This window comes from Paenibacillus sp. Y412MC10 (genome assembly GCF_000024685.1).
GTDB classification, from domain to species: Bacteria; Bacillota; Bacilli; order Paenibacillales; family Paenibacillaceae; genus Paenibacillus_AQ; species Paenibacillus_AQ lautus_A.
Genome location: NC_013406.1, coordinates 6,590,152 through 6,614,667 on the forward strand (window position 1 = coordinate 6,590,152; position 24,516 = coordinate 6,614,667).

Annotated in this window: 15 protein-coding genes; all 15 read right to left on the reverse strand. The window is 48.8% G+C overall.

The window, feature by feature from the left end:
* Positions 1 to 668 precede the first annotated feature (668 nt).
* Positions 669 to 2,570: a DNA/RNA helicase gene (locus tag GYMC10_RS29200; RefSeq protein WP_015737727.1), complete on the reverse strand. Its 1,902-nt coding sequence runs from the start codon at positions 2,568 to 2,570 to the stop codon at positions 669 to 671.
* A 581-nt stretch (positions 2,571 to 3,151) separates the two neighbouring features.
* Positions 3,152 to 3,574, reverse strand: a complete 423-nt coding sequence (locus GYMC10_RS29205; protein WP_015737728.1) for a hypothetical protein — start codon at positions 3,572 to 3,574, stop codon at positions 3,152 to 3,154.
* 341 nt (positions 3,575 to 3,915) lie between these two features.
* Entirely contained in the window at positions 3,916 to 4,638 is a 723-nt protein-coding gene (locus GYMC10_RS29210; protein ID WP_009594205.1) for a response regulator, read from the reverse strand.
* Between the two features lie 4 nt (positions 4,639 to 4,642).
* Positions 4,643 to 5,797: a sensor histidine kinase gene (locus GYMC10_RS29215; RefSeq protein WP_009594214.1), complete on the reverse strand. Its 1,155-nt coding sequence runs from the start codon at positions 5,795 to 5,797 to the stop codon at positions 4,643 to 4,645.
* 45 nt (positions 5,798 to 5,842) lie between these two features.
* The gene (locus tag GYMC10_RS29220; protein WP_015737729.1) at positions 5,843 to 8,545 is read right to left on the reverse strand and encodes a phosphodiester glycosidase family protein; all 2,703 of its coding nucleotides are present in this window, start codon (positions 8,543 to 8,545) and stop codon (positions 5,843 to 5,845) included.
* A 449-nt stretch (positions 8,546 to 8,994) separates the two neighbouring features.
* Positions 8,995 to 10,200 (reverse strand): methionine adenosyltransferase, encoded by a 1,206-nt coding sequence (gene metK, locus GYMC10_RS29225; RefSeq protein WP_009594211.1) that lies wholly within the window; start codon positions 10,198 to 10,200, stop codon positions 8,995 to 8,997.
* Between the two features lie 223 nt (positions 10,201 to 10,423).
* On the reverse strand, positions 10,424 to 10,711 hold the full coding sequence (locus tag GYMC10_RS29230) for an alpha/beta-type small acid-soluble spore protein (RefSeq protein WP_015737730.1): 288 nt from the start codon (positions 10,709 to 10,711) through the stop codon (positions 10,424 to 10,426).
* Positions 10,712 to 10,898: 187 nt separating this feature from the next.
* On the reverse strand, positions 10,899 to 11,399 hold the full coding sequence (locus tag GYMC10_RS29235) for a hypothetical protein (RefSeq protein WP_015737731.1): 501 nt from the start codon (positions 11,397 to 11,399) through the stop codon (positions 10,899 to 10,901).
* 78 nt (positions 11,400 to 11,477) lie between these two features.
* Positions 11,478 to 14,438, reverse strand: coding sequence for an S-layer homology domain-containing protein (locus GYMC10_RS29240; protein ID WP_015737732.1), 2,961 nt, complete (start codon positions 14,436 to 14,438; stop codon positions 11,478 to 11,480).
* Between the two features lie 369 nt (positions 14,439 to 14,807).
* Positions 14,808 to 15,152 carry a hypothetical protein gene (locus tag GYMC10_RS29245; RefSeq protein ID WP_009594240.1) on the reverse strand — a complete coding sequence of 115 codons (345 nt, stop codon included), beginning with the start codon at positions 15,150 to 15,152 and terminating at the stop codon, positions 14,808 to 14,810.
* Between the two features lie 252 nt (positions 15,153 to 15,404).
* Positions 15,405 to 19,043: an S-layer homology domain-containing protein gene (locus GYMC10_RS29250; protein ID WP_041622066.1), complete on the reverse strand. Its 3,639-nt coding sequence runs from the start codon at positions 19,041 to 19,043 to the stop codon at positions 15,405 to 15,407.
* Between the two features lie 217 nt (positions 19,044 to 19,260).
* Positions 19,261 to 20,385, reverse strand: coding sequence for a glycosyltransferase family 4 protein (locus tag GYMC10_RS29255; RefSeq protein WP_041622067.1), 1,125 nt, complete (start codon positions 20,383 to 20,385; stop codon positions 19,261 to 19,263).
* Positions 20,386 to 20,499: 114 nt separating this feature from the next.
* Positions 20,500 to 21,258, reverse strand: coding sequence for a WecB/TagA/CpsF family glycosyltransferase (locus GYMC10_RS29260; protein WP_015737735.1), 759 nt, complete (start codon positions 21,256 to 21,258; stop codon positions 20,500 to 20,502).
* Positions 21,259 to 21,263: 5 nt separating this feature from the next.
* Positions 21,264 to 22,502 (reverse strand): polysaccharide pyruvyl transferase CsaB, encoded by a 1,239-nt coding sequence (gene csaB / locus GYMC10_RS29265; protein ID WP_015737736.1) that lies wholly within the window; start codon positions 22,500 to 22,502, stop codon positions 21,264 to 21,266.
* Positions 22,478 to 24,496 carry a DUF5693 family protein gene (locus GYMC10_RS29270; protein ID WP_015737737.1) on the reverse strand — a complete coding sequence of 673 codons (2,019 nt, stop codon included), beginning with the start codon at positions 24,494 to 24,496 and terminating at the stop codon, positions 22,478 to 22,480. Before GYMC10_RS29270 ends, csaB begins: the two co-directional genes overlap by 25 nt.
* Positions 24,497 to 24,516: the final 20 nt, after the last annotated feature.

The following is a 24,516-nucleotide window of genomic DNA, read 5'->3' on the forward strand; positions in this document are numbered from 1 at the left end:
GCCCGGAAGTTCCTGGTTACATGAACCCGTTTTCCCGCAAGTGAGACAGATTTCGTCAATTGGTTTTAGCAAACGATGCATGTGTCCGATCAACTGACTAAAAACGTTGGATATCAAATACAAACCTTCCTTTCTTGGTTAGATTGAAAAAAGAATGCCCCTCAGCGGATAAAAGACTGCAGAGTGGACAAACAGTACGTACATATCGCCATTGCGGCCACTGATATAACCTTTATTTCGCTTATTATTGAATGAGTTAAATGATTCAGGATTAATATTTACTTTCGCTTTGACAGCGAACTCTCGATTCGGATGTAAATTAGTCACTAAATCCCCCATGCACAGGAGCTGTTGAAGCTCTCGATCCATTACCATGTCCCCAACAGTCATCTCGGTCATCTATTATCCCGTTATGTAAGGTGGTTTGGAATTATAGGAATCTGAGAACTATGAGAAGCACTGGGAATCTAAGGGGATCTAAGAGAATCTAAGAAATCCAATAGACTATAAGAGTCTATGGAAGACTACGAGTATCCATGAGAGACGAGAATGTATGGGAGCTAAAAGTATCTATGTGAATCTATTAGATTCCATAAGGTACCCTGAGATTACATCAGGAGGACGAGAACTATAATTAACGCCCACACGCTTACTCCCAGTCACCCCTCCTATTTACCCGTCAACTCTTGAACTGTACGTAAATACCCGCCTTTACCAGCGATTCGGTTCATCGCCTTGATTTGCCGAACTGCCGAGCTTTGGCACCTGGTCCATTGCGGCGCAGCAAACACTACCCTACCTGCTGGATCATCCTTGGATCGGCCCGCACGTCCAGCCATCTGTATCAAGGCCGCTTCATCAAATAGCTCGCTATCTGCATCCAAAATATAAACATCACTCTTAGGAACCGTTACCCCACGTTCAAGAATGGTTGTTGTCACCAGCAAGCGAATCTCGCGGTTTCTGAAGGACATCACTTTGCCCGCCCGCTCCGGGTCGATGGATGAAGTCCCTTCAATCGGCATATTGGCAATCGCCTTGCGGAGCAGTTCCAGAATAGGATCAATATGCTTGATCCGGGAAACGAACAGGAACACTTGAGCTCCGCGTCTCAGAGAGGCGCTCAGGCTGCGAACCAGGAGTGGGGAAAGCTTTTTTTCTTGAAGACAGCGGCTCACCGCAAACATTTTCAGTTTCTGAGGAACGGGTAACGGATGACCATGGAAGCGTGCGGGAACTTTCGCATGTGGCAATCGGCCCGCAGCTGCCTCTCGTTGTAGAGGTGTTGGCGGGGTGGCTGACAGATAGATATATCTCCCCCCTGGTTTGCAAGCACCCTTGGCCGCGTAATCCAGCATCGGATCGTTATGGTAGGGAAAGGCATCAATCTCGTCGATCACGACCAGATCAAAAGCTCCCCTGAATCGCAGCAGCTGATGCGTCGTTGCCAGCGTGATGCTCCCCCGCTTCCAACGCTCCGGACTTCCGCCATATAACGTGACCACCGTCTCTTGGGGAAATGCCTTGGATAACCGAGGTGCCAACTCCAGCACCACATCCCGCCTTGGCGCGGCGACCAAGACGCGCCCGTCCGCATCCAAAATGGACTGCAGCAGCGGAAAGATCATTTCGGTCTTTCCGGCACCGGTCACCGCCCAGATGAGAAACCGGGCGGCAGCCCCCGCGGAGCCCCCTGCGGGCGGCTCCGCCAAAAACCGCAGCGCAGCGCCAGCAGCGGCGCTCTGCGCTGCGCTAAGCCCCCACCGGCCCAAGGCCGCGGTGGGGGAACCCCCGGCCGTGCCCCGCACGGCCGACCCTGCTGTGCCATGCAGCAGCAGGGCACAAGCGCGGCTGCGCCCCATTGCGAGGCAGGCCTCGCAATAGGCGCAAGCCGCCGAGCCGCACGCGGCGCATGCCGTGCGGCTCTTGGCCTCGCTGCCGCAACGCCGGCAGCGTAGGGCCATGGCCCGGCGGCGGAGCCAGCCGGGCCCTCTGCGCGGGGCGGGCTGTGCCAGCCCCGCTTCCAAGCGCAGGCGGCCCAACAGGACGCCAAGCTGGGCCGCAGCGCGCCAGTCGCCGGTGCCCACGGCGACCTCCCCTAGCAATGCCTCGACCTCGCCAGCAAGCAAGGCTCGTCCGGCCATGCACTCGATCAGCAGCTCAGCCTGCTGCACCAGTGCATCCCAGCCCACTAGCTCGGCTCCCTTTTCGATCAGGGAACTTAGATATGTCCCATCCAACAGTTGGGTTTCCTGCAACAAGGCGCTCCATTTCGACCTATTTCCCTCCGGCTCTTGCAGTAAAAACGGGCTTAATGCCTGATACATATATCTCAGCCAATCTGGCCTCTCCCATCGATCCATGTCTGGAATCGGCTGAAATCTCGCTTGGATTTCAACGGCCCATCCCAGTGGTACTCGAGAGGACAGCAGCACCAATAACGGTGTACCAACCCTTTCGTCCGCCTTTCTCATTCTTCCATACCACCATTGAAGATCCACCCTCATATCCAGCGAGAGATAGCATTTCCATTTCTCTGCTTCTCGAATGGCATAAATGGCAATCTGCATGACATCAACTCCAATATTGAGACGTATAAACAGCTCAAAAGATCATGTATGGATACTGGAACTTGGTAGTTCACAACATGCTTCAGTTGCTTTTCAGATCTTTTTATAAAAAATTTGGTGGATCTAATACCAGTCGGGGAAGCATTGTATGAAAGATTCGATAGAGTTCCGTGAATAACTATTTAATTAGGTTTCTTTCTCAAATACCTATCTTCCATTATCCTCAACCACTCCAAACCATTAGCCCGCACTGCTAATAGAAGATAGATTCTCAAACCCGAGTTTGAGTTAGTTCCAAATCAATATAGATGCACAATCGTCCTGATCTAACTGCAGTGACTTCCATTTCATATTTGTTTCTCTCCTCAACGCTCAGATCACCCAACTTAAACAGTTCCGTTTCACAACGCCTTTTGTCGAATACTGTCATAACTACGATTTATAAGCATCTAATCTCTACATCTTCCACCCCAATACGCCAATAAACGCAAAAAGCACACCCCTCGCTATACGCTCGGAGTGTGCTTCACGCCTTCAACAATATGAGTATCCTCCCGGGAACCAAAACAACTTGCCGATGTTTATCCCTGTACATATGGAATCTGAACAGCCTCCATCGGGTTTCTCAGATCGACCCGTATGACTTCGTCTTCATTCGGATCGACATCCGTTTCTTGTGATGCCGGATCACCGGATCTCCAAGTCCCGTACACCAGTTCAATTCCGGACAAATGAGTCAATCTCTTGACAATCTTTAACGTATCATCATACGACTGGTCATCAAGGACGGTAACGCGCACGCGCGTCCCGCTCAGCAGGGCATACCAGGAAAGGGCTCTCAAATACCATTCCACCTGCCGCTCATGGTTGGACGTGATCAGCACATAATGTCTGCGCCGCCCCGTGCCTTCACTAGCTCTTCGGAGATGACGGGCATGCACGATATGAACCAGAGCAACAGCGATCCCGTACACCGCGAGTATCCACAGCAATTGGGCAACCATGAGACTCACCTCCTTCTCTTATCAACAATATATGCTGACCAGGAAAGGACGGTGACAGTTATGTAACCGGTGCCCACACGGAACTTGTCGGGAACGGCTTATTGCCATAAGGAAGACGTTTCGACATTCCCTCTACAAGATAGTCCACCGTTCTTGCGATACCTATAAAGCCCTCGCACTTTAATCAATAACAGGCAGCGGTATAAGCAGTTCTTTATTATGTATGCTAGTTACCGAAAGAGTTCAGCCATGCTGTAAACCCCTAATGATCATAACAAAAAGGAACCGCCCTTGGCAGTTCCCTCCCTATGTAAGACGCGTCCGTGCATTCGGATCGGCGATTACAACGTCACCCAGCCATACTTGATCGAGTTGATAACCGCTTGCGTACGGTCGTCCACTTCCATCTTCTGCAGGATGCTGCTGACGTGGTTTTTTACAGTTTTTTCACTAATGAACAGGTATTCTCCAATCATCTTGTTGCTCTTGCCTTCGGCCATTAGTCTAAGCACTTCCGCTTCGCGCCTTGTCAATGGGTTGTTCTCGCCTGCCACAAACTTGACTCCAGCTTCACGCGAACCGCTCTCCGCCATCGCGCCTGCTTCGTTTACATACGTCATCCGGCGGAGCTGGTGGATCAGCTTGCCCGTTACTTTCGGATGGATAAATGCATATCCCTCATGTACCGAACGAATCGCATTAATCAGTGACTCGGCTTCCATATCCTTTAGGAGGTAACCGTTCGCTCCCTTACGGAGCGTTTCGAACACATAACTTTCGTCGTCATGAATCGACAGAATAATAACTTTGATCTCAGGAAACATTTCACGTAGTTTCTCGGTCGCTTGAACGCCGTTTTCGGTCGGCATGTTGATGTCCATCAGCACGATATCCGGCTTCACTTCGTTGCAGAACTCAAGCACTTGAATGCCGTCGCCGCATTCGCCGATCACGTCAATGTCGTCCTCCATATTCAGTATGCGTTTCAGACCCTCCCTAAACAGCTGGTGGTCATCCGCTAATAATACTTTGATAATCGTGTTCTCTTTCTCCAAATGTTCCATCCGATTACTCCTTTCTCTTTTCTACGTTCGTCGGGATATGAATCACGATCTTGGTTCCTTGATTCTCGGCTGAATCGATCTCCATTCTCCCTTCGAGCAGCTCAACCCTCTCCCGCATGCCAATTAACCCAAAGTGGTCCTTGCTTTTCTGCTCCAGCAAATCGACATTGAATCCCAGGCCATTGTCCTGTACCACGATTTTGACCAATTGCGCCTGGTACGTGATTTCAACAAGCACATAAGTCGGGTAAGCATGTTTTGCAGCATTCGAAAGTGCTTCCTGCACCAACCGGTAGATGGCCGCCTCCATCGCAGAAGAGAGACGATGCTCTTTCCCCCGTGTCTCGAAGATCGTGCGGATTTTCGATTTCTCTTCATAATCATGCACATATTTACGCAGTGTGGGGATTAATCCTAGATCATCGAGTGCCATTGGACGCAGATTGAAGATAACTTTTCGCATTTCCTCCAGGCTCGAACGCACCTGGCCCTTCAAATCTACTATTTCGTCCTGCACCATCTTAAATTCCTGCTTTGCAAGCATTCTTTCTACAATTTCCGTCCTAAGAACCAGATTCGCCAGCAATTGCGCAGGTCCATCATGAATCTCTCTGGATATACGCTTCCGTTCCTCTTCCTGCGCCAGAATAATTTTGAGTCCAATGACCTGCCTGTTCTTCGCAGATTCGATGATTCGGGATACCTGGCCCAGCTCGCCGGACAAGTATTCCAACACCACGCCCATCTGAGATCCGATCGATTCTGCGCGCTCCACCGAGTTCTCGACATTGCGAACCCGCTTCTGCAGCTCATCTCGTCTTGCCTTCAGATACATTTCCTTCTCCCGGTAGATCATGAGGTCAAGCTGAAGCTGCGTTGCTTTCTCATACGCCTGCTTGATGTCCTCTTCCTTGTACCGGACGAAATCCCGGCTGACCTCGGTCAGCCGGATCCGGGATCGGCGGTAGTTCAGCTCCAGCTGATCCACCTTTTCTAAGGTTTCCGTCGTTTCTTTTAATGTCCGCTGCAGTTCATGATTGAGAGACGCGAGCTCCTGCCGCGACGCCTCCAATATTTCGAACATTTGGTATTTGCTGTCCTCCATCACTTTGATGGCATTTTTTATGACACGGTCGATGGCATCGGCTTGATAATCCACGCACTCTACTCCATTTCTAACGTTTCATATACATATCATACCATATCATGATTCGATCGTAACGGTCTTCGTGTTCTTGTCCCATTTTACTTTAAGGCCTAATTGCTCGGAAACGAGACGAAGAGGGACCAAAGTCCTACCGCCTTGAACCATAGGTGCCACAGCCGCCGAACTGCGTTTACCGTTGAGGATGAATTCCTTTTTGCCTACCGTCAATTCCATGAGCATGCCGCCTCTCAGGACGCCTACCCGCTGTGCGGATTGGTTCCAGGTCGCTTGCCCGCCGAAGGCGTCGAGCACATGCTTAATCGGAACATAGGTCGTTCCGTTTTTCAGGATTGGCGCGGAATCGATTGCCACTTTCGAACCATTCAGCATAAGCGATTTTTGCCCAATGGTCATGACCGCTTTACCGGTTGGAAGTCCTTCATTTCCTGACAGGGACGGCATCGTGAAGCGAATATCGTCAAAAGACACGGCCCCAGTCAATGCACGCTCATCCTGACTCTCTTCCACGTTCACGACATACAGCCGCTTCATCTGAGCCGGGAACGCAATGTTATATCCGCTCAAATCGATGCTCAGCGTCTTCCAGCCGCTCCAATCAATCGCCTTAGCCAGATCAACGTAGACGGTTTTTCCGTTATTGTCCTTGAGCTCGGCACGCAGCCAGTTTAGGCTGTTATCTCCTTCCACGTCAATCGTCATCGACGTTGCCTGTGCAGGAATCGTTTTGCCTGTCGTGCCATTCAGCTCGGCATAAGCGTACATTTTTTGTCCCAGCCCGCCAGTCATATCATAGGTTAGGTTCAAGACTTTGGAGGTTGCCTTTGTTCCGCTGCCATTTTGGATCGCTGCCGTCCCGGTAACTGCTGGCACGTTGGTCGTAAACTTCACCGGGTAATTGACATTCTCGAAGTTCTCCCATGTACTCTCGCCTGCTGCCGACAAAATAACGACCGTGCTAAATCCGTCATATCGTGCAATGGCATAACCGACTTTTGTATTGCTGTTCACGGAGGAGACGGTCAGGCGGCCGTCTTTGACACTGCCTTTGAAGCCGATAAACTCCCATTTCAGCGCGCTGCTCGGAACCTCCAAGCTTTGGCCGCTGCTCGTTACGGCGGTTACCGGTACGGAAACGCTCGTTCCAGCCTGCAGCGGTGCACTGGAAACGCCTGTAGTCAAGGCAACGAGATCATCTGCACCCAGCACCTTCACTTGCATCGTTGCTTTCGTGCTGCCGCTTACCGCCGTCAGGGTCGATGTGCCCGGCTTCGTTGCTTTTATGCTCTGACCGTTAACCGCAAGGTTGCCATTGCTGGATTTCCAGGTCGGTTTAATCGAGCCAGCCTCAATGGGATTATAGTAGGTATCATAGCCCTTGAGTTCATACGTGCCGATTTGCCCAATCAGCAGTGTGTTGCTGCCGCTTACCTTCAAGCCCTTCAAGCTGCCTTGAGGTGCCGTCGAGAACACGCCGAGTGCATTAACGATGCTTCGCTGCGTCGTTCCGTACTCCGTGTTGAAGGTCAGCTGGGTATTCATCTCGGCTAACGGTCGGTTGACCATCGTTGTCGATCCGCCGCCGTCGAGGTTCATTCCCTTCCAAACGCCAACCTTCGTCATGAAATCCTGGAGCTGCTGCAGCGTCATGCCTTTGCTGTTATCGTTGCTCTCCGTAGCGATCAGGTAGGCGTAACGTCCGTCTTTGGAGTAACCCACCGCCGTACGCGCACGATTGCCTCCAAGATCATTCACGTTTCTTGAAAAAGACGTCGCTTTGCCGTTATCCACCAGTATCGTATGTCCGCCAATCATCATCTGCAGATTCGTAGGATCCAGCTTTTGACCGGTCTTTTTCGATACGAGCGCATAATCCGCTTCTAACCTCTGGCCTACGGCCAGGTTGTTCTTCACGAACTCGGCTGCGGCGCCATGCGTACGAAGAATGTAGCTTCCTTCCGGAACTGCCGTAGGTATTCCGGCCATCACCGAAATATCCGTAATGACCCCGTCGGTCACCATCACTTCGGTCGGTGTGCTTGAGCTGTTTTTCGGACGCTCCAGAGCCTTCCATGCACTTGTGTATATATAAGCTGCGTTCACATGGCTGTAATTCGATCCGGTACCTTCCGGTGTATATGCTGTTTTGTTCATGCCTGCCAGCGGGAATGTGGTTCCGTTCTCAGCGGTAATGCTTCCCGAAAAAGCAAACTCATCCAGGATCGGCTTTCCGTCATTCGTCACGGCAAAAGCATACATGCCTTTAAGATCCGAAGGCGACGACATCATAAGACCATTCGAGACCTGAGCGCCCATCGGCGCACCTTCTCTGCCGGTGTTAAAGAAATCCCCGTTAATCGCTGCTACTGCCCCGTTTTCCTTCGCCATTCCGCCCGTGCTTTGTCTTGTTGTAAATTGATTGCCTTGCCCTGTCATGACATCCAGCTTCACATATTTGTTGTTGAGATCCACCCGGATGACATTCGCCAGCGATTTCGCGCCGGCACTGTTGATGTACTGATACTTCATCAAAACCGCACCGGACGTAATGATTTCCTCATCCAGCTTCTTCGCTGATGTGGTTGCCGCGTATGCTACCGAAGAAGTTGATAGATTCCCTATCACCGGTATCCCGCTGCTCAGCACAGGGCCCACCCAGATGACCCCGGCCAATGTGATAATCAACCATTTCTTGCCCACGCCTGATTTTGCAGACTTCAGTGTTTTCCCCTGACTAACCATGTAATCGTAACTCTCCCATCTCTCGTTCAACACGGATGCCGAACATATAAAGTCTCTATTTAATAGACTTCATTTTTGAGGAAAAGTTACGAATTTGTTATAAAAAAAACACTTTCGCGTATCGTACACCAAGTCTTAACAAAATTGTAGCGGCATTTTTTAGGAGCCTATGTAAATCAATCCTATGTTACTATATTTTCATCTAAAAGTAACTAGTTTGTCATAAAACATATTCCTTTATTACCATTTATTAATCAAAAATAGCCAGCGCCTATACTAGGCATCGGATTTATAATTATTGCATTTTTGTCATAAATCTAATTCCATCTCCAGTTTCATCACTACATCTTGAGAGGATTTTAAACACAAAAAGGCATGTGCCTTTTTCAAAAGAAAAATGGAATGGCACATGCCTAAACTTTATATCCGGAACATATCTTAAAAATACCTTAGTTTACGCCAGCTTGTTCTTTCAGCGCTTCGGCTTTGTCAACGCGTTCCCAAGGCAGATCCAGGTCGGTACGTCCAAAATGTCCGTACGCCGCCGTTTGCTTGTAGATCGGACGACGAAGATCCAGCATGCGGATGATTCCAGCCGGACGCAGGTCAAAGTTGTTGCGCACAAGCTCAACCAGCTTCTCTTCGCTTACTTTACCTGTACCATATGTGTCGACACTGATCGACACTGGGTTAGCGACACCGATGGCGTAAGCCAATTGGATTTCGCACTTGTCCGCGAGTCCTGCGGCAACCAGGTTTTTAGCCACGTAGCGCGCCGCGTAAGCAGCGGAACGGTCGACTTTTGTAGGATCCTTACCGGAGAATGCACCGCCGCCATGACGAGCGTAGCCGCCATAGGTGTCCACGATGATTTTGCGGCCTGTCAGACCAGCATCGCCTTGAGGACCACCGATGACGAAACGGCCGGTAGGGTTGATGAAATATTTAGTTTCGGCGTCCAGCAATTCAGCCGGTACGACAGGAAGAATAACTTGTTCTTTAATATCCTTCTGGATTTGCTCCAGCGTTGCTTCTTCAGCATGTTGAGTCGATACCACGATCGTATCCACGCGGACCGGCGTATTGCCGTCATACTCGATCGTTACCTGGGTTTTACCGTCCGGACGCAGGTAATCCAGCGTACCGTCTTTACGAACCTCGGACAAACGACGAGCGATACGGTGAGACAATGCAATTGGAAGAGGCATCAGTTCTGGCGTCTCGTTCGTTGCAAAACCAAACATCAGACCTTGGTCACCAGCACCGATGTTCTCGGTTTCCTTGTCCACTTGGGAAGGATCACGATTCTCCAGTGCAGCGTTTACCCCCTGTGCAATATCGGCCGATTGCTCATTCAGCGATGTCAGCACCGCGCATGTATTGGAATCAAAACCGTATTTTGCACGGGTATACCCGATTTCCTTCACGGTATTGCGTACGATGGATGGAATATCCACGTATTCAGATTTAGTGCTAATTTCACCAATGACCAAAACAAGACCAGTCGCAACGGAAACTTCACAAGCTACGCGCGCGTTCGGATCGTTAGCCAAAAAAGCATCGAGTACCGCATCAGAAATCTGGTCACAGATTTTATCCGGATGTCCTTCAGTTACGGACTCAGATGTAAATAAACGTCGCCCTGTTAAAGACATGAGATCAACCTCCCATATGAATAGTATGTGATATATCAAGAGGTCCTACACAAAAAATGAACCTTTTCCGACAGGAAAAGGTTTGAAATGTACAATCCTCAACATGCATATTAACTTATTTGTTACCAGGTGTCAATCCAGTTAGTGAGCTGTTTTTCAAGGATTTTCTTGGGTTTTTCAATCGGTTATTCATGAATAAGTTCCGTCTTATATCGAAAAATGACTACAGTCTGCCGAAGAGGCTTTGCTCGGCGTTTTGAACCAAACGCTTCGTGATCTCTCCGCCAACGGATCCGTTCTCGCGGGATGTCAGATGCCCCCATCCAGCACGACGACTGGAGGAACCACCTCCGATGGCTCCAAGCTCAGAACCGAATTCTGTATCCGCTCCATATGAGCTGCTGCCATATCCCACCGGTAATCCAAACTCTGCTGCGATTTCGTATTTCATTTGCTTCAGCATTTCACGACTCTCCGGAACCACTTGACGATTACGACTGCTGCGTGCCATGAAAATACACCTCCTGTATTGGTTTTTACAGAAGTAGTATGAGTCGATTTCAAAGCACTCACACGTATAAAACGTTGTCACAACTGGCAATAATTATAAGAGGATTATACCGGACAAAAGTTATTCGCAATGCCGTCGGTGGAAGACGCAATATTAACAGGGTGCTAACCGCCCCTAGTTGATGACACTATTTAATGGTGTACCCGCCGCGTACCATGACAATCAGATTGCTTGTCTGCCCTTCTTTCACCTGGATACCGCGACCTTCACGCGGGAAGGAAAGCAGATGGTTCTTAGGCGCCGTTTCTCCGTTTAACAAGTCTTTACCATCCGTAAGGTCCGCAACGCCGCTAGCGACTTCTGTGTAGATCACAGCGTTGCCTGAACGCACGATGAACTCGGTCCCTGCGTCGGCGATTAGAATCTTGCCTGGCTTCAGCGCCACGTTCTTCACTTCATCAGCACCTTGGGATGGTTGTGTAGGATTGGTTGGGTTGGTATTCCCTCCACCACCGCCATTCAGTGCTTGCTGGATTTGTTGGTCTACGTAGCTTTTGGTGACGACCGGGTCGTCAGTGGTGCCTGGGGTGGTGCCTGCGCCGGTTACTTGGAAATTCAGAAGCGAACCTAGAAAAATACTGCTTCCTACAATAAGCACTCCAAGTCCCATTTTGTAAGCTTTCCGCATATTATTTCTCCTTTAAAGCATGTAATAAAAAACTGTCCGGAAAATAATTCCGGACAGTTCTTTTAAACAGACAGATTATTACTTGTTAATTTCTTTGTAAACAGCGTCTGCCGCGTTGTCGTTTCCATCAACGATGTACTTACCTTTTGCAACGGAAACTTGACCACCTTCAGTTGGATTGTATGGTTTGGCAAGTTCTACACGAACAACTCTCGCGTTAAGGTTTGTAGCACCTTTTACAGTAACTGTGCTACCGTCAACATACACTTTAAATGCATCTGGAGTGTAGTAAACTGTAACATCTTCGTTGAATTCAATATCTACATAGACAGATCCAACTACAGATGTTGCTTTAACTGCTTCTGGTACGATACCATCGCCGATAGCTTTATTATCCGCGGTATTAATTACTGCAATCTTGTGGCCAAGATTATCAGAACTTTGAGGAGTTCCAACAGTTGTCAAAAGACCTAAGTTTGCTGGATCCAATTTACCATTCAATGTGAACTCAACTGTTGTTACACCATTATCGAATGTTGGCTCTCCAGCTGTTCCAGTACGCTGTACTGAACCTGTTCCGAAGTAAAAGTCGCTTGAAACAACAGATGTAATGTTCCCGTTGAATTCAACTTTCACTTTGTCAAGAGCAGTTGCTTTAACTGACTTCACTGGAATAGCTACGCTCGCAGAAATTGGAATTTGAAGATCAGTCAGATAATTCCCGTTAAGATCAGCAACGTTTACTACGCGCAGATCGGCACCAGTCAGCTTAGCAGGATCAAAGTCTTTCTTAGGAATAGTAAGACGAACTGTTTCAGCATTTCTCAAAGCTGGAGCTGAAGCATTTTTAGTAGGGAATGCACTGTAAACATTACCAGTTACGTAGCTGTACTTGTTAATATCCAATGCAGAACCGTTTCCTTCTACTGCAACAGCTCTGTTAAATTGAACATCAATGTACACATCATCATTATCAGAATCTTTGTCTACCCATGCTCTTACAAGTTGAAGTGCATCGGAGTTAGTAACATCAACCGAAAGAGTTTGTGGCAACATCGTGTTTCCGATGGAAGCAGTATCACGAATGTTGGCTACATCCAAAGTGTATTTACCAGCCGGCAATTTGCCAATGGATTTAATAACTACACGGTTGTTGTAAGTCTTACTTCCGCTCACTTCAAAGCTAGGAACATTGACAGGCTTACCGCTGTTAAAGCCTTTATCAGTTACAACTTCACCTTTAGAATTTTTCAGGACGAAGTTGTCACGGTTTTGAATGTCGCTCAATTTAACATCTTTAGAGAACTCGACAGTCAAGAGGGTGTTGTTATCTTTCACGTCTACTTTGACATCTGTAACTGTAGGACGTGTAGTATCCAGTACTGGAGTAACTTTCGCCTCACGGTTTGCAGAGTTATCACTGTAGTCTCTTACACCATCAAGATAGATCGTGTTTTCACCCAAGCTCAACTTTTTGCTTTCAGTGCTGAAAGTCAGAATAACAACATTATCCTTGATTTCAACTTTATCAGCAGTTTTGCCGGAAGAAGTATGATAAGCCTTATCTACAGATTTAACGGACTCATTGAATTCAACTTCAACTTTAGTCAAATCTTTAGTTTTTACAGATACCACTTCTGGAGCTGTTTTATCTTCAGCTACCGTGAACTTAACATCTGTAGGGCTCACTTTGAAACTCGCAAAGTCAGTTACGCCTTGAATGTTCAATGTATGCTCGCCTACAGCAAGATCAGTAGTGATGAAAGCTACGTTAGGATAAGTGAATTTCACCCAGCCAGATACTGCTTTACCATCGATTTTGTAGTTAGAAATGTTGGAAGCTGTTGTAGCTTGAACTGGCTCGGAGAATACTACTTTAAATGCTTTTGTTCCGAGACCTACAACTTCAGTTACTTCTGGAAGTTGAGTATCAACCGCTCTGATAGTTACAGTTTCTTTGAAAGTTCTGGAACCGTCAGAGTTTTTCACGCCATTGATTTCAAACTTAGCATCTTTTTGCTCAGGAAGTTTGCCACCGTCTTGAGCAACTAGCAAAGATACACTGCGCTTGTCAGCAGACAATGTAGCAGATTCGAAAGTTACGCCAGTAACTTTGTAGTTATCTTCGTTCTCTGCAGTTTTAGCTTCAACTTCACCATCGAACTTAACAGTAACTTCTTTGTAGTTGGTAGCAGTTACGGAATCGATCTTAGTAGCTGCAGTTACAACCCAAGTTACGCTTTCAGTGTAGTCGTAGCTGTTGTGGGAGAACTTAACTTCTGTAGCTGTGTTAGCTTTCAAAGCAGTTTCCAAAGTTACTTTAACAACTTCGTTGTTAGCAAGTTTGAACTCAACTACTTTGCCGTCTTCCTTAACTTCGTAAGAAACTACGGCTGGTTTTTGTTGAGCCAGGTAGATGGAGTAAGCAACGTCAACCAGTTGGGAACGGGAAGCGTTCGCTTTAGGGTTCGCTTTAGCGTCTACCAGACCAGCGTTGATTGCTGCTTGCACATAACCTTTAGCCCAGTCAGAAGCGTTGTTGTTCGTTTCAGTTGGGATTTCGAGTTTTTGTGCAGTAACGAGAACCTTCGCCATTTCTTGAACGGTGATTTTACCGTTGAAGTCGAAGATCATTTTCGTTGTGTTTTTACCTTCCATCAGACCTGCAGCGTAAACTGCTTCTACGTAAGGAGCTGGCCATTTGTCAGCTTTGTAGTTTTTGTCTTTGAAAGATGCTTTGCCTTCGATTGGCTCAAGACCCATGATACCAACCAGGACTTTAGCGAACTCAGCGCGAGTCATTTCTTTGTCCAGGCCAGCAGTTCCGTCTGGATAACCAGTGAAGATCCCTTTTTCTTTCAGTACATCAAATTTCTGTTGAGTGTTGAGTGCGTCGTCACCGAATGCAACAGAAGCAAACATGGAGAATGCCATTGCTGTAGACAGTGCTACGGATAAAATTTTCTTCATAACCTTTTTTTCTCCTCCTTGAATCATCACTTGATTATTTTCTTTAATTTGGTAGCTCTTATCACTCATTTGTCCTGCACCTCCTTTCCCGAGTTGAGCATAAATCATAAATGATGTCTGTGACGATATCACAGAATCTTGTTAACGAGAGAACACTACATACTAGAATAGATTCCTAATCCTACCTAGGTATTATACAACGAGTCCCCAACACCGTAAAGAACATTTTTCTAATTAATAGACAATCTTCTTGCATCGGATAATCTTGGTTACTTCGTTGGGCTCTACATTATAAACGTTTGATTTTCCAAAAAGTTGCGGCAGTTGCAAAGTTTTTTTAAAAAAATTTTTTAAAGTTCCCCCGCTTCATATAACAGGCCTTCATTTACATATTGCGACAACAAAAAAAGACGCCTTATCGGCGTCCTTTGTAGAATGCTAGCGAATCTTCATAGCGAGCTGGATAATCCGCGCGCGCATCTCCGGATTGCTGTGCAGCGTGCTGTACATCTGATCGATCTCCGCTTTATTCGTACGATATGTCTTATCATGTTTAATTGTAGTATGTGACCATTGGATCAACGCATTCTCAGCCGCTGTCATTTCGTTAAATGAATCATGAAAGCCTGTCTCAACAACGAGTCCCTCCATGACTTCCTGAGTTATCTCATCATGAGTGGCACGAGCCAGCTCAATCTTCTTCTCCATCACTTTGGCTTTTTCCTCGAACTTGGTCTTCGCCTTCATGTAGTCGAGCTGCGCTTTTGATAATATCGGCTTCATAAATTCATCTTCACCCTCTAAAAATAGTATGTGCTTCCGCTATTGTAGCGTATTCTACATGAAATTACAAAACAATAGATATTGGTAAACGGTTTCCGCGGGGCATATAAGGCCCATAAGATCTTGTTAATTATGACATATATAACCTGTTCCTTAAAAGCTGCGCAGGAAAAAACGAGAGCAATGCCAATAGAAATTGGGCATCGGCTCTCGTTCCTTTTGTCATGCAAATCCTAACTTATGAATAATGGCTTACAGCATTTTCAGCTTGCTCATCATGCGTTTAACGACGGTTGCCGTATCGGCACGATTCAGCACCGCATCCGGGTTGAAGTTGTAAGTCGGCTTTCTCTCGCCTTCCTTCAGGCTGTTTGCAACGCCGGTCAGAATGCCGGCCTTGCTTACGGCAAGAATGGCTGGGTAGGAGTAGTTCGACTTGATATTGCCCACATCTTCGAATTGCTTCTGAAGCGCTGCTTTATCTTTTTCGATTTCACCCATCTTCAGGTTCAGTGCGCGTGCGATCATATTGGCCGCTTCCTCGCGGGTCAGCTCCATATTCGGAGCAAAGCTTCGAGGCGCAATGCCGCGGATGATCCCTTTTCTGGCTGCCGTCTCGATGTAACGGTAATCCCACTGCATGCTGTTGACGACACTTTCCTGATAAATGTCATCAAAGGTCAGCTTGTTCTTGTCGGTATCGTAATCCAACGGAATATCCAGCAGCTTCACGATAATCGTAGCAAATTCGCCGCGAGTCATCGGATCGTATACGCCGAACGCATCCTGCTTGGACGCTTTCATGTATCCTCTGGCCAGCATCAATTCGATATCGTTGCGGGCCGTCTTATGCGAGATCGCATCGGAATAGCTGTAACGCAAGGATTTAACGGCATAGTAACCGAAGCCCTTGAATGGAGCGGTAATGGTTTTCTTCTTGGCGTCTACTTTTCCGCCGATGTTGATCCAGGTTCCTTGGGACGGGTTGTACCACCAGATGCCCAGGTTGCTGGAAGCCGAATTCACCAGCGCGGAGTCGTATTTCAAGGTAATCGTACCTTTTTGGGAGAGCTCCATCCAGTTCTGCGGAATCAAGCGTTGATGGAATTCGTGCCCTTTTGCGTACGGATGCGTTGCCGCTTTTACATTGAAGTCTTCCACGTTGCTGCTGTAGGCATTAAGCGAACCTGCATCCAGCCAGTAAAGCGGAGACGCATATCCGAAATGCGCAGCCGGCGTGAAACGGAACGCATTGTTGTTATCCCCAGGAATCAGGGACAGGCGTCCGTCCATTTCTACGCCGTTCTCGATTTCGCCGATCCGGTTGTAGGCTTTGATCGTACGTCCGTCGATCTGGTTGGCAATGCCGAACAGGATGTCATGCTCGCCGAGCAGGTTGATCGTTGGCACTTCAGCCGTAGGGCTTGATTTCGCCTGCTGAAGCACGGTGCCTTTCGGCAAGGACAGCGATACGCCGCCTTTAAATACGGACACTTTACCGGACTTCGAAATATTCGTTTTATACTGGGAGCCTTCCGTTGCATCGTCTGTGTACGTTACGACGAATTGGCCGTTTGTCTTTTTGGTGCCTTGTTCGATCGTAAACTTGATGGTGTTTTTGCCGTTTTTCAGGTTTTTGACCTCAAGACGGAAAATGTCGCTGATTTCGGATTTCACCATTGGCGTTTTGCCAATCAGAATGGCGTCGGCGCCTTCAGCCTTGATGCTTACCTCTACAAAGTTCTGTTTCAGCACGCCTTCGTTCGGCAGTTTAGGAGACAGCACTTGATAAGGTGCACGTTCGCGCGTAATTTCGATGGTATCGGTTGTTGTAACCGACTGATAACGCGAACCGATGCTGATTGCCTGCAAACCAACCTCTGGTAGTGCGAGCTCTTTGAACACCACGCGGGCCGAGCTGGAGTTTGCACCATTGCCAATGGTAAAGTACCGGTCGTAATCCGCCGGATTAATGGGATCCAATTGCGTCTTCAGGGCACCGCCCGAAAGAGTCCAGGTTCCTTGGTTATTTTTGGTAAATACTGCAAAGATGGTTGGCGTAGGATGACTGAGGTTCACCGTAATCTCATCCGTGTATTCCACTTCAAAGCGAAGACCCAAAGCTTTTTCATATGTGTTATACGCATTCTCAGCCGTTTCTCGGAACAATCCGTCCGGATCGGATTCCGTTGCGGAGCCAACCGGGAATGGGATCATGTTTTTGATAACCGAACGGGTATCGCTAAAATAAAGCAGGGTCAGCTTCGTCGAGATTTTCCCGCTCTTGTCGGCGACCACCAACGTATTCGGACCTGGAATCAGCTGCAGGAACGTCGTATCCGTAAAGCTGAATTCCCCGTTGCCGTTCACGTTCAGATCGCGAGTGTTACCGTTCAGGGAAATCGTAAGTCCTGTAGTCCCTGTGTAGTTGACAATGCGTCCTGTCACTTGGTTGAAATCCGAGCTGTTCTTAAATACCTGGTTGTTGTACAAATTGAAAATATCAATATAAGAAGAAGACAAGAACGTCACCGGGATGACTTTGGTATCGGAAACGCCCGACCCATTGCTGACCTTGATGATCAGATTTTGCTGACCTGTCGGCAGGTTCGTGATTTTGAAAACCGTGTGGCTGTTATAGGTAAACTTCTGAGCGATCGTGCCGCCGCCCTTGCTGGACTCTATCTCGACATTGCCTGCGTTCACTTGCTCGACCATTAAATAGATCGGCAGTTCATTCAGGACGGTGTTGTTACTGCTTGGGAAAATGGATTGGGAGGTAGCCGATACCGTTCCCCCGCTCTCCGTTACGCCGTACAATTGGTACACCTGCTTGATGGTAGGCGCACTGACATCGCGGTAAGTAAAAGAATTCTTCACATCAAAGCCCGTGGTAGTATCCTTAGTGAGTACAAAATAATCCCCACTCTGAGTGATGCTGGTAGTGCCGGTCGTTGTAAAAGGATACATCAAGGTATTGCCCAGCAAGCTTGCCGCACCTACGGTTGCCGGCGAGGTCATGATCGGATTTGTGGCTCCTACCGAAAATACGGATACTTCAAGGATCGGGGGAACCGCTGGGGTACCAGCCGGAGGAGCATCCACGATCACATAACCGGAGATGACGCCGTTCACCGTACCGGTAACAACCGCCTGTCCATCGATATTTGTGCCGCCAATCTTCAGTTGATTGACAGTTATAGAACCTGTCGGATGATAAACGACCTGTCTATTGATGGTCTGGGATTTCGATTCGGAGTTCACGACGATCACCAGATCATTGACGCCCTTCTGCAGCAGGATCCCTGCGGAGTAATACGTATCGCCGCCGCCGGCATACATATTCTGCCCATTGACGGTAACACCCTTGGATCCATTCGTCGCTTTGACGGAAATGCTGACGGTCTGCGTAGTAACGACAACCGGCTTGGAAGCATTCTCTTCCAGAACGCGTCCATCACTGAGCGCTACTTCGTAAACAGCCGGTACATCGGAGAACTTCACGTAGGCCGTAGCACTCATCTGCTGGCCTTGCGTGCTCATGCCGGACACGATGATTTTGTTCACGCCTTGGTTCAGCTGCACGCTCAGGAACTCGAACGTATTCGCTGCTTCGTCCAGGATCGGCTTGACGCCGGTGCCGCCCGTGGTTGTGTCATCGAACCGTTTGATTTCATACGAGATGGTGTTCGGATTAATGCCGTTGTAGGTACCCGAAACCGAAATGGAGCTCCGGTTCTCCGGCGTTGGAGAATTCGGATCCGTACTTAGATTGGAAAAGTGAAAAAACAAGGCTCCATTTGCAGCTGAAGCCGGTAATGCCGGAATAAGGGAAAAGAACATAGCAATGGCCAATAACAGGCTTGCTATTGTACGGAAATTTTTCTTCAACGGTTGTGCCTCCTTGATCATTCGGACGTTGGCGTCCGTTTTGGGTGTTGCGTCGTTCACTGGGTCCCCTCGCTTTCACTGACAGATTGGTACTTGCGCATAGTTCATATATCGGTCCCAGACATTCAATTATTTAGAAAAAAGCACAAAAAAGCCTCACCCTTTTTGGGCGAGGCTGGCATGTCCATACCGGACGCATAATGAAAAAGAATAAGTTCTATTTGGTGCGGCTTTCGGGATTTGCCTTCATCCGCATCCGGTTAATCAACCCGAGAATCGGCCGTTTGGTCTTGCCGACCAGTCCAATGACTTCGGCACCGATTTGCATGAAACACATCATGACGCAGATGACCACAAACGTCACCCAGTTCGCTTCATACATGGCAGCCGACGATTGAATGACGGCCAATACGCCGAAAAACGCGGCAATGACATAAATGATCAACACGGTCTGGCGATGGCTGAATCCAAGCTCGCGCAGGCAGTGATGCAAATGTCCTTTGTCCGGAGCAAAGATCGGTTTTTTCTGGATTTTGCGGCGAATGATCGCGAAGAACGTATCCGACAGCGGAACGCCGATAATGATCAGCGGCGTAATAAAGGATACAATCGCAATCTGCTTAAATCCAAGCAGGGACAGCATGGCCAAACTGAATCCAAGGAATAATGACCCCGTATCTCCCATGAAAATCTTCGCCGGGTGGAAGTTGAAAAACAGGAAACCGATAATGCTGCCGAGGAGCAGCAGGCAGAGCAGGGCTACGGTTGTGTTGCCCATCAAGACGGCCATGACCAGGATCGTGCCGATCGCAATGCCGGATACGCCGGCTGCAAGTCCGTCAAGCCCGTCAATCAAATTAATCGCGTTCGTTACGCCGACGATCCAGAAGATCGTGAGCGGAATCGATACCCAGCTCTCCAGCATGGAGTAACGGTCCTGGAACGGTATATTTACAAAGTCCACGGTAATATTAAATCCGAATACAACCACGCAAGCGGCTGCAATCTGAGCCAAAAACTTCACTTTGGCCGAAAGTTCAAATCGATCATCCAAGGCTCCGATCAATACGATCATGGAACCGCCGATCAGAAATGCCTTCATGAAGTTGGCATCACGAGGCGACAGGCTATCCGGCAAAAAAGGAAGAACCGCAATCAGTCCAAGAATAAAAGCCAGATAAATGCCGAGTCCCCCGAGTCGGGGCATGATCCGGGTATGAACCTTGCGGGCATTAGGAACGTCAACGGCACCAATCTTAACCGCAAACTTCTTTACAAGCGGCGTTAAGAACAGAGCGAGCGCCAGCGATACGATAAACCCGATGATGTATATCATTAACATGTAATCATTCGACCCCCAATAAAAGTCTACCGGTTGAATTATACTCCCTTCGGGTCCGAAAACCAATGCCAATTTCCGGTGATTTCCCGGATTTTACCCACAGAAATGAGCCATTTAGCTCGATTTCGTTACGTTTTCTTTCTCGCGCAGCACTTTCACTACGAATTTCGGCAGCGCAAGCATTCTTTTGTAACGGGTGGGCTCCTTCAGAAGGCGATAAAACCATTCGAGGCGTAGCTTTTGGAACACCTTCGGTGCCCGCTTCAGTTTGCCGGAGATAATATCGAATGATCCCCCGACGCCCATCACGACCGGAACCTGGAGCGCCTGTTTATGCTGGGCAATCCAAGGCTCCTGGTTATCCGCACCGCGCGCCACAAACAAAATATCCGGTGAAGCCGCCCGTATCTGTTCGATGACGGCAGCATCTTCATCAGGCCCAAAAAAGCCGTCCCGGTAGCCGCATATAATAGCAGCCGGATATTGCATTTGTAACCTTTCGGCAGCTTCCTGAATCACTTCGGCGGTAGTTCCCAGCAGAAAGAACTTCCATCTATAGGTTTCCCCGACCTTCAACAATTCATGTAAAAGCTCGAAGCCGGTTACGCGTCCCTCCAACGGATCGCCGCCCACACCGGCGGCCCAGACGATTCCGGTGCCGTCCGGAACGATGATTTCAGCGCCTTGCATCATCCGTTTATACTCCGGATTGTTGACGGCCGTCATCACCATGATCGGATTCGCCGTGATCACATGGTGGGGCTGCCCCGACTGCACAGCCTCTGTCAGGTATTTCACCGTATCTTTCATGCTTAGCTTGGAAAACGGAATGTCGAATACCGATACGGTAGGAAATGGATAGGTCTGTTTCATGTTTATCATCCTCTATGGCGTAAATATTGGGCAATGTGGCGTGCAGGCATGGCAGCCTCGCGTTTCAGCAAGGCAATCTGCTCGCCATGCTCCGCCTTCCATGCCGCTGCATCGTCCAACAGCTTCAGCATCTGATCCTTTAATACGCTCGGGTCAAGAGATTCACTGCTTCCGACAGGCTCGCTGCCAAGCCGCCTCAAGAAGTGGTTGATTTTCGGATCATAAGAAATTCCGAGCAGCGGCACGCTCTGATTCGCGGCATAGATCAGGCTATGCAGGCGCATGCCCAATATCATATCACAACGGCTAACCTCGCGCAGCATGTCCTGCGGCTGCTTCTCATCGCGGTAGAAACTCAAGGCAGAGCCATTCTTGGAAACATCACCCATGGCATCCGCTATAAACTGCGAAGCCTCAATATCATCCGGCTGATGAAAAGGAAGAAAGCGAAGATGCACCGGTCGTTGTTCGGCCAACGCCTTTAAACCTTCCGCTACAGCCTTCAGCTCTTTTCGTTCCGGATGCCAATACCGAACCGAAATGCCAATGACCGGCAGAGACCCTTTCGTGTCTCCGCTTGATAACGAGGATGGCTTTACAGGTTCTTCGGATGATTCGCGCTGCTCTTCTATAGAAGAAACTGATGCAGCTTCATTCTCTTTCAACGCTGATCCCAGTCTGGAATCCCTGTGGATACCCTCTCCGTTTGGCAGCGGCAACCCCATCACCGGATCCGGCACGACGTGCACGGCTTCCCCCGAAATTCCCATGGACTGAAGCAGTTCGCCCGACTGCATGTCCCGCACCGAGATATACGTGCATTTACGGAAGATCGAGCGAATCATCGGATAAAACAGTTTACGGTTCACCGGGCCAACGCCCTGGGCATAAATAAACGTCGGTTTACCGAGCCACTGCGCGATCTTGAGAACGCCCAGATAATAAGGAATGGTCTTCGGACTGGTAGCATCCTGCAGCAGGCTTCCTCCGCCGCTGATCAAACCGTCGCTGTCCTTGATCGCCTGTCGAACCTCGCCGAGCTTCATCCGATGAACGGATTTAACCCCGTAGGCAGCCGAAGTCCATTCCGGATCAATGGAAAGCACAACGGGGTTGATATCGACCCCCGCTGCCTGTCCTTCCTGCTCTAATGCGGTCAGAATCGATTTCAGTACCGCTTCGTCACCGCTATTTTTAAATCCGTAATATCCGGAAATGACTATTGTCTTAGAAGTGGAGACCATCGTTTCCAGATCCTTTCTGCCACTTGCCATACCAATATCGCGATCAATCCGATGATCAGGCCGAGTCCAAGGCCCAATACCACCCGAATCGCCGAAATATAGAGAGGCGTGTGAATATGGGTGAATGTTCCGACCATCGACAGCTGTCCCATCACGCCGATAATGAGAAGGTATACGGCATGACGGTATTTAAATGACAGGAACACGCCGAGTACCATCATCGGATGAGCAAGCAAGAATTCCTTGTTACGCGGACGTACGCCAAACGTATTTTCCAGGAATGTACGGAATGCCATTTCGATCGAAGATACGGAGCCTGCATTACCAGTACGGGTGAGATAGTACCAGCCAACGATGGCCACAATACCGGCTGCTATGACCCATGTCAGTGAGATCGGGGCTTTAAGCAACTTCAGAATTGCGCTGTAAGTCGACCCACCGCGATACAGAACCACGTAAATCGCAATAAGCCCAATCGGAGCTGCGGCCAGCAAGCTCACGCCACGGAACTGATCCAGCACGAGCATATAGGTCACATTGTTCAATAACGCAACAACGATCGGTACAGCCGCAAGCGACAGGATTGAGGTCTTGACCAGCAATACGATCGAATGAGTCACTCTTCTGCCAGGGCTCATGTCCGGAATGCTCTTCTGCGTTTCATTGACTTTGCGAATGGCCAATATGACGGCAACCGTTGGAGCGCTGATCGCGGCAAATAAAGCCAAAGCCTGTTCAAGCAATGTCGGCTTTAGAACATACAATCCGGCGCTGCCCACAAGCCCGATCAGGAAGGCTGCAATCGTCAAGAACGGAATGTAATAGGAAATCATGAGCGAAATCAGCGCGATGGCTCCGACGACCGCCCCAAGCTTGAAGTAACGCTGCAAGGACGAGTCGGTTACCTTAAACGGCTCTGCAGGGCCCATAGTGAAGCCATTGTCCTCGATCTGCTTGATGGCTTGGCCCGACCCGGTCAAGCTGTCAATCAGATTATCCAGCGGATGGGTAACGGAAGCCTTGGTCATATCCCGGCTAGGCTCTGCATTCAAATAGAACATCCGAATGTTACGGTCTTTGGATGCCAGGGCAAAGCGGTCCCCGATAACCTCGGGCTCCAGATTAGCATCCCGCTCGCTTAAGGAATAAATACGGGTTACGTTGTAATCCGTTAAATAGGCAAGTTTCGTAAAGCCTTTTTGCGGACGCTTGATATTCTCAATCGCCACGAGGCCGATCCCATGCTGGTTCAACAGCTGGCCAAAGGAATCCAGGCTTTTCATTTCGGCTTGATCATTAAAACCTCTGGCGGAATCCCCTTCAAACAGAATGCGTTTCACGCCGTTATCCGCGAAGTACGCCATCAGCTTCTCCATGTAAGCCTGGTCATACGGAAGACTGTCCGACAGACGCGGCACAATGTTAAAGCCCTTCTCCCTCAGCATGCTGATTGTAATCGGGTCTGGAGACAACGGTTTAATGACCGAATTGGAACGCGGAGTTTCCAGCACCAATCCGTCCACTGCGCGCTCGAACTGCCATGATCTTACCGGAATCCCCAGTCTCGTGAACGTGTCTTGAATGATGGGTTTAATTAAAGCTGCGCTTTCCTCGTTCAGGAATGCAACATACGTAAAATTCTCGTTCGGGGAGACCGTCGTACCTGTCAGATCGGCGACCTGCTGCCCGTCATATACCGATATCCGCCGCGATTTCGCCAGCTCGTCCAGCGTGCTTTCATAAAGCGCCATACTGATCACGCCAGCGTCTTTCAGGCGATCCAGCTGCTCGGATATAAAATCCTGCGGCTTGGATTGATACACCGCGACATCCAACAAATCCCGATAATCAAACACCAACTCGACGTTCTTTGATGTTGATTCTGTTTGCAGTCGGTCATAACCTACAGGCAGGGCCGCTGCAACGCCAAGAACAACCAGAATCCACAGCCACTTGCGGGCTGCCGTGTTCCAGCGTTTCCATTTCTGAACCACGAAAGTACCTCCTCATCGAA

Excerpts from the sequence above, each read along its gene's own strand:
- GYMC10_RS29200 (WP_015737727.1), bottom strand. The coding sequence starts at position 2,570 with ATGCAGATTGCCATTTATGCCATTCGAGAAGCAGAGAAATGGAAATGC.
- GYMC10_RS29205 (WP_015737728.1), bottom strand. The coding sequence starts at position 3,574 with ATGGTTGCCCAATTGCTGTGGATACTCGCGGTGTACGGGATCGCTGTT.
- GYMC10_RS29210 (WP_009594205.1), bottom strand. The coding sequence starts at position 4,638 with ATGGAACATTTGGAGAAAGAGAACACGATTATCAAAGTATTATTAGCG.
- GYMC10_RS29220 (WP_015737729.1), bottom strand. The coding sequence starts at position 8,545 with ATGGTTAGTCAGGGGAAAACACTGAAGTCTGCAAAATCAGGCGTGGGC.
- metK (WP_009594211.1), bottom strand. The coding sequence starts at position 10,200 with ATGTCTTTAACAGGGCGACGTTTATTTACATCTGAGTCCGTAACTGAA.
- GYMC10_RS29230 (WP_015737730.1), bottom strand. The coding sequence starts at position 10,711 with ATGGCACGCAGCAGTCGTAATCGTCAAGTGGTTCCGGAGAGTCGTGAA.
- GYMC10_RS29235 (WP_015737731.1), bottom strand. The coding sequence starts at position 11,399 with ATGCGGAAAGCTTACAAAATGGGACTTGGAGTGCTTATTGTAGGAAGC.
- GYMC10_RS29240 (WP_015737732.1), bottom strand. The coding sequence starts at position 14,438 with ATGAGTGATAAGAGCTACCAAATTAAAGAAAATAATCAAGTGATGATT.
- GYMC10_RS29245 (WP_009594240.1), bottom strand. The coding sequence starts at position 15,152 with ATGAAGCCGATATTATCAAAAGCGCAGCTCGACTACATGAAGGCGAAG.
- GYMC10_RS29255 (WP_041622067.1), bottom strand. The coding sequence starts at position 20,385 with ATGTTAATGATATACATCATCGGGTTTATCGTATCGCTGGCGCTCGCT.
- GYMC10_RS29260 (WP_015737735.1), bottom strand. The coding sequence starts at position 21,258 with ATGAAACAGACCTATCCATTTCCTACCGTATCGGTATTCGACATTCCG.
- csaB (WP_015737736.1), bottom strand. The coding sequence starts at position 22,502 with ATGGTCTCCACTTCTAAGACAATAGTCATTTCCGGATATTACGGATTT.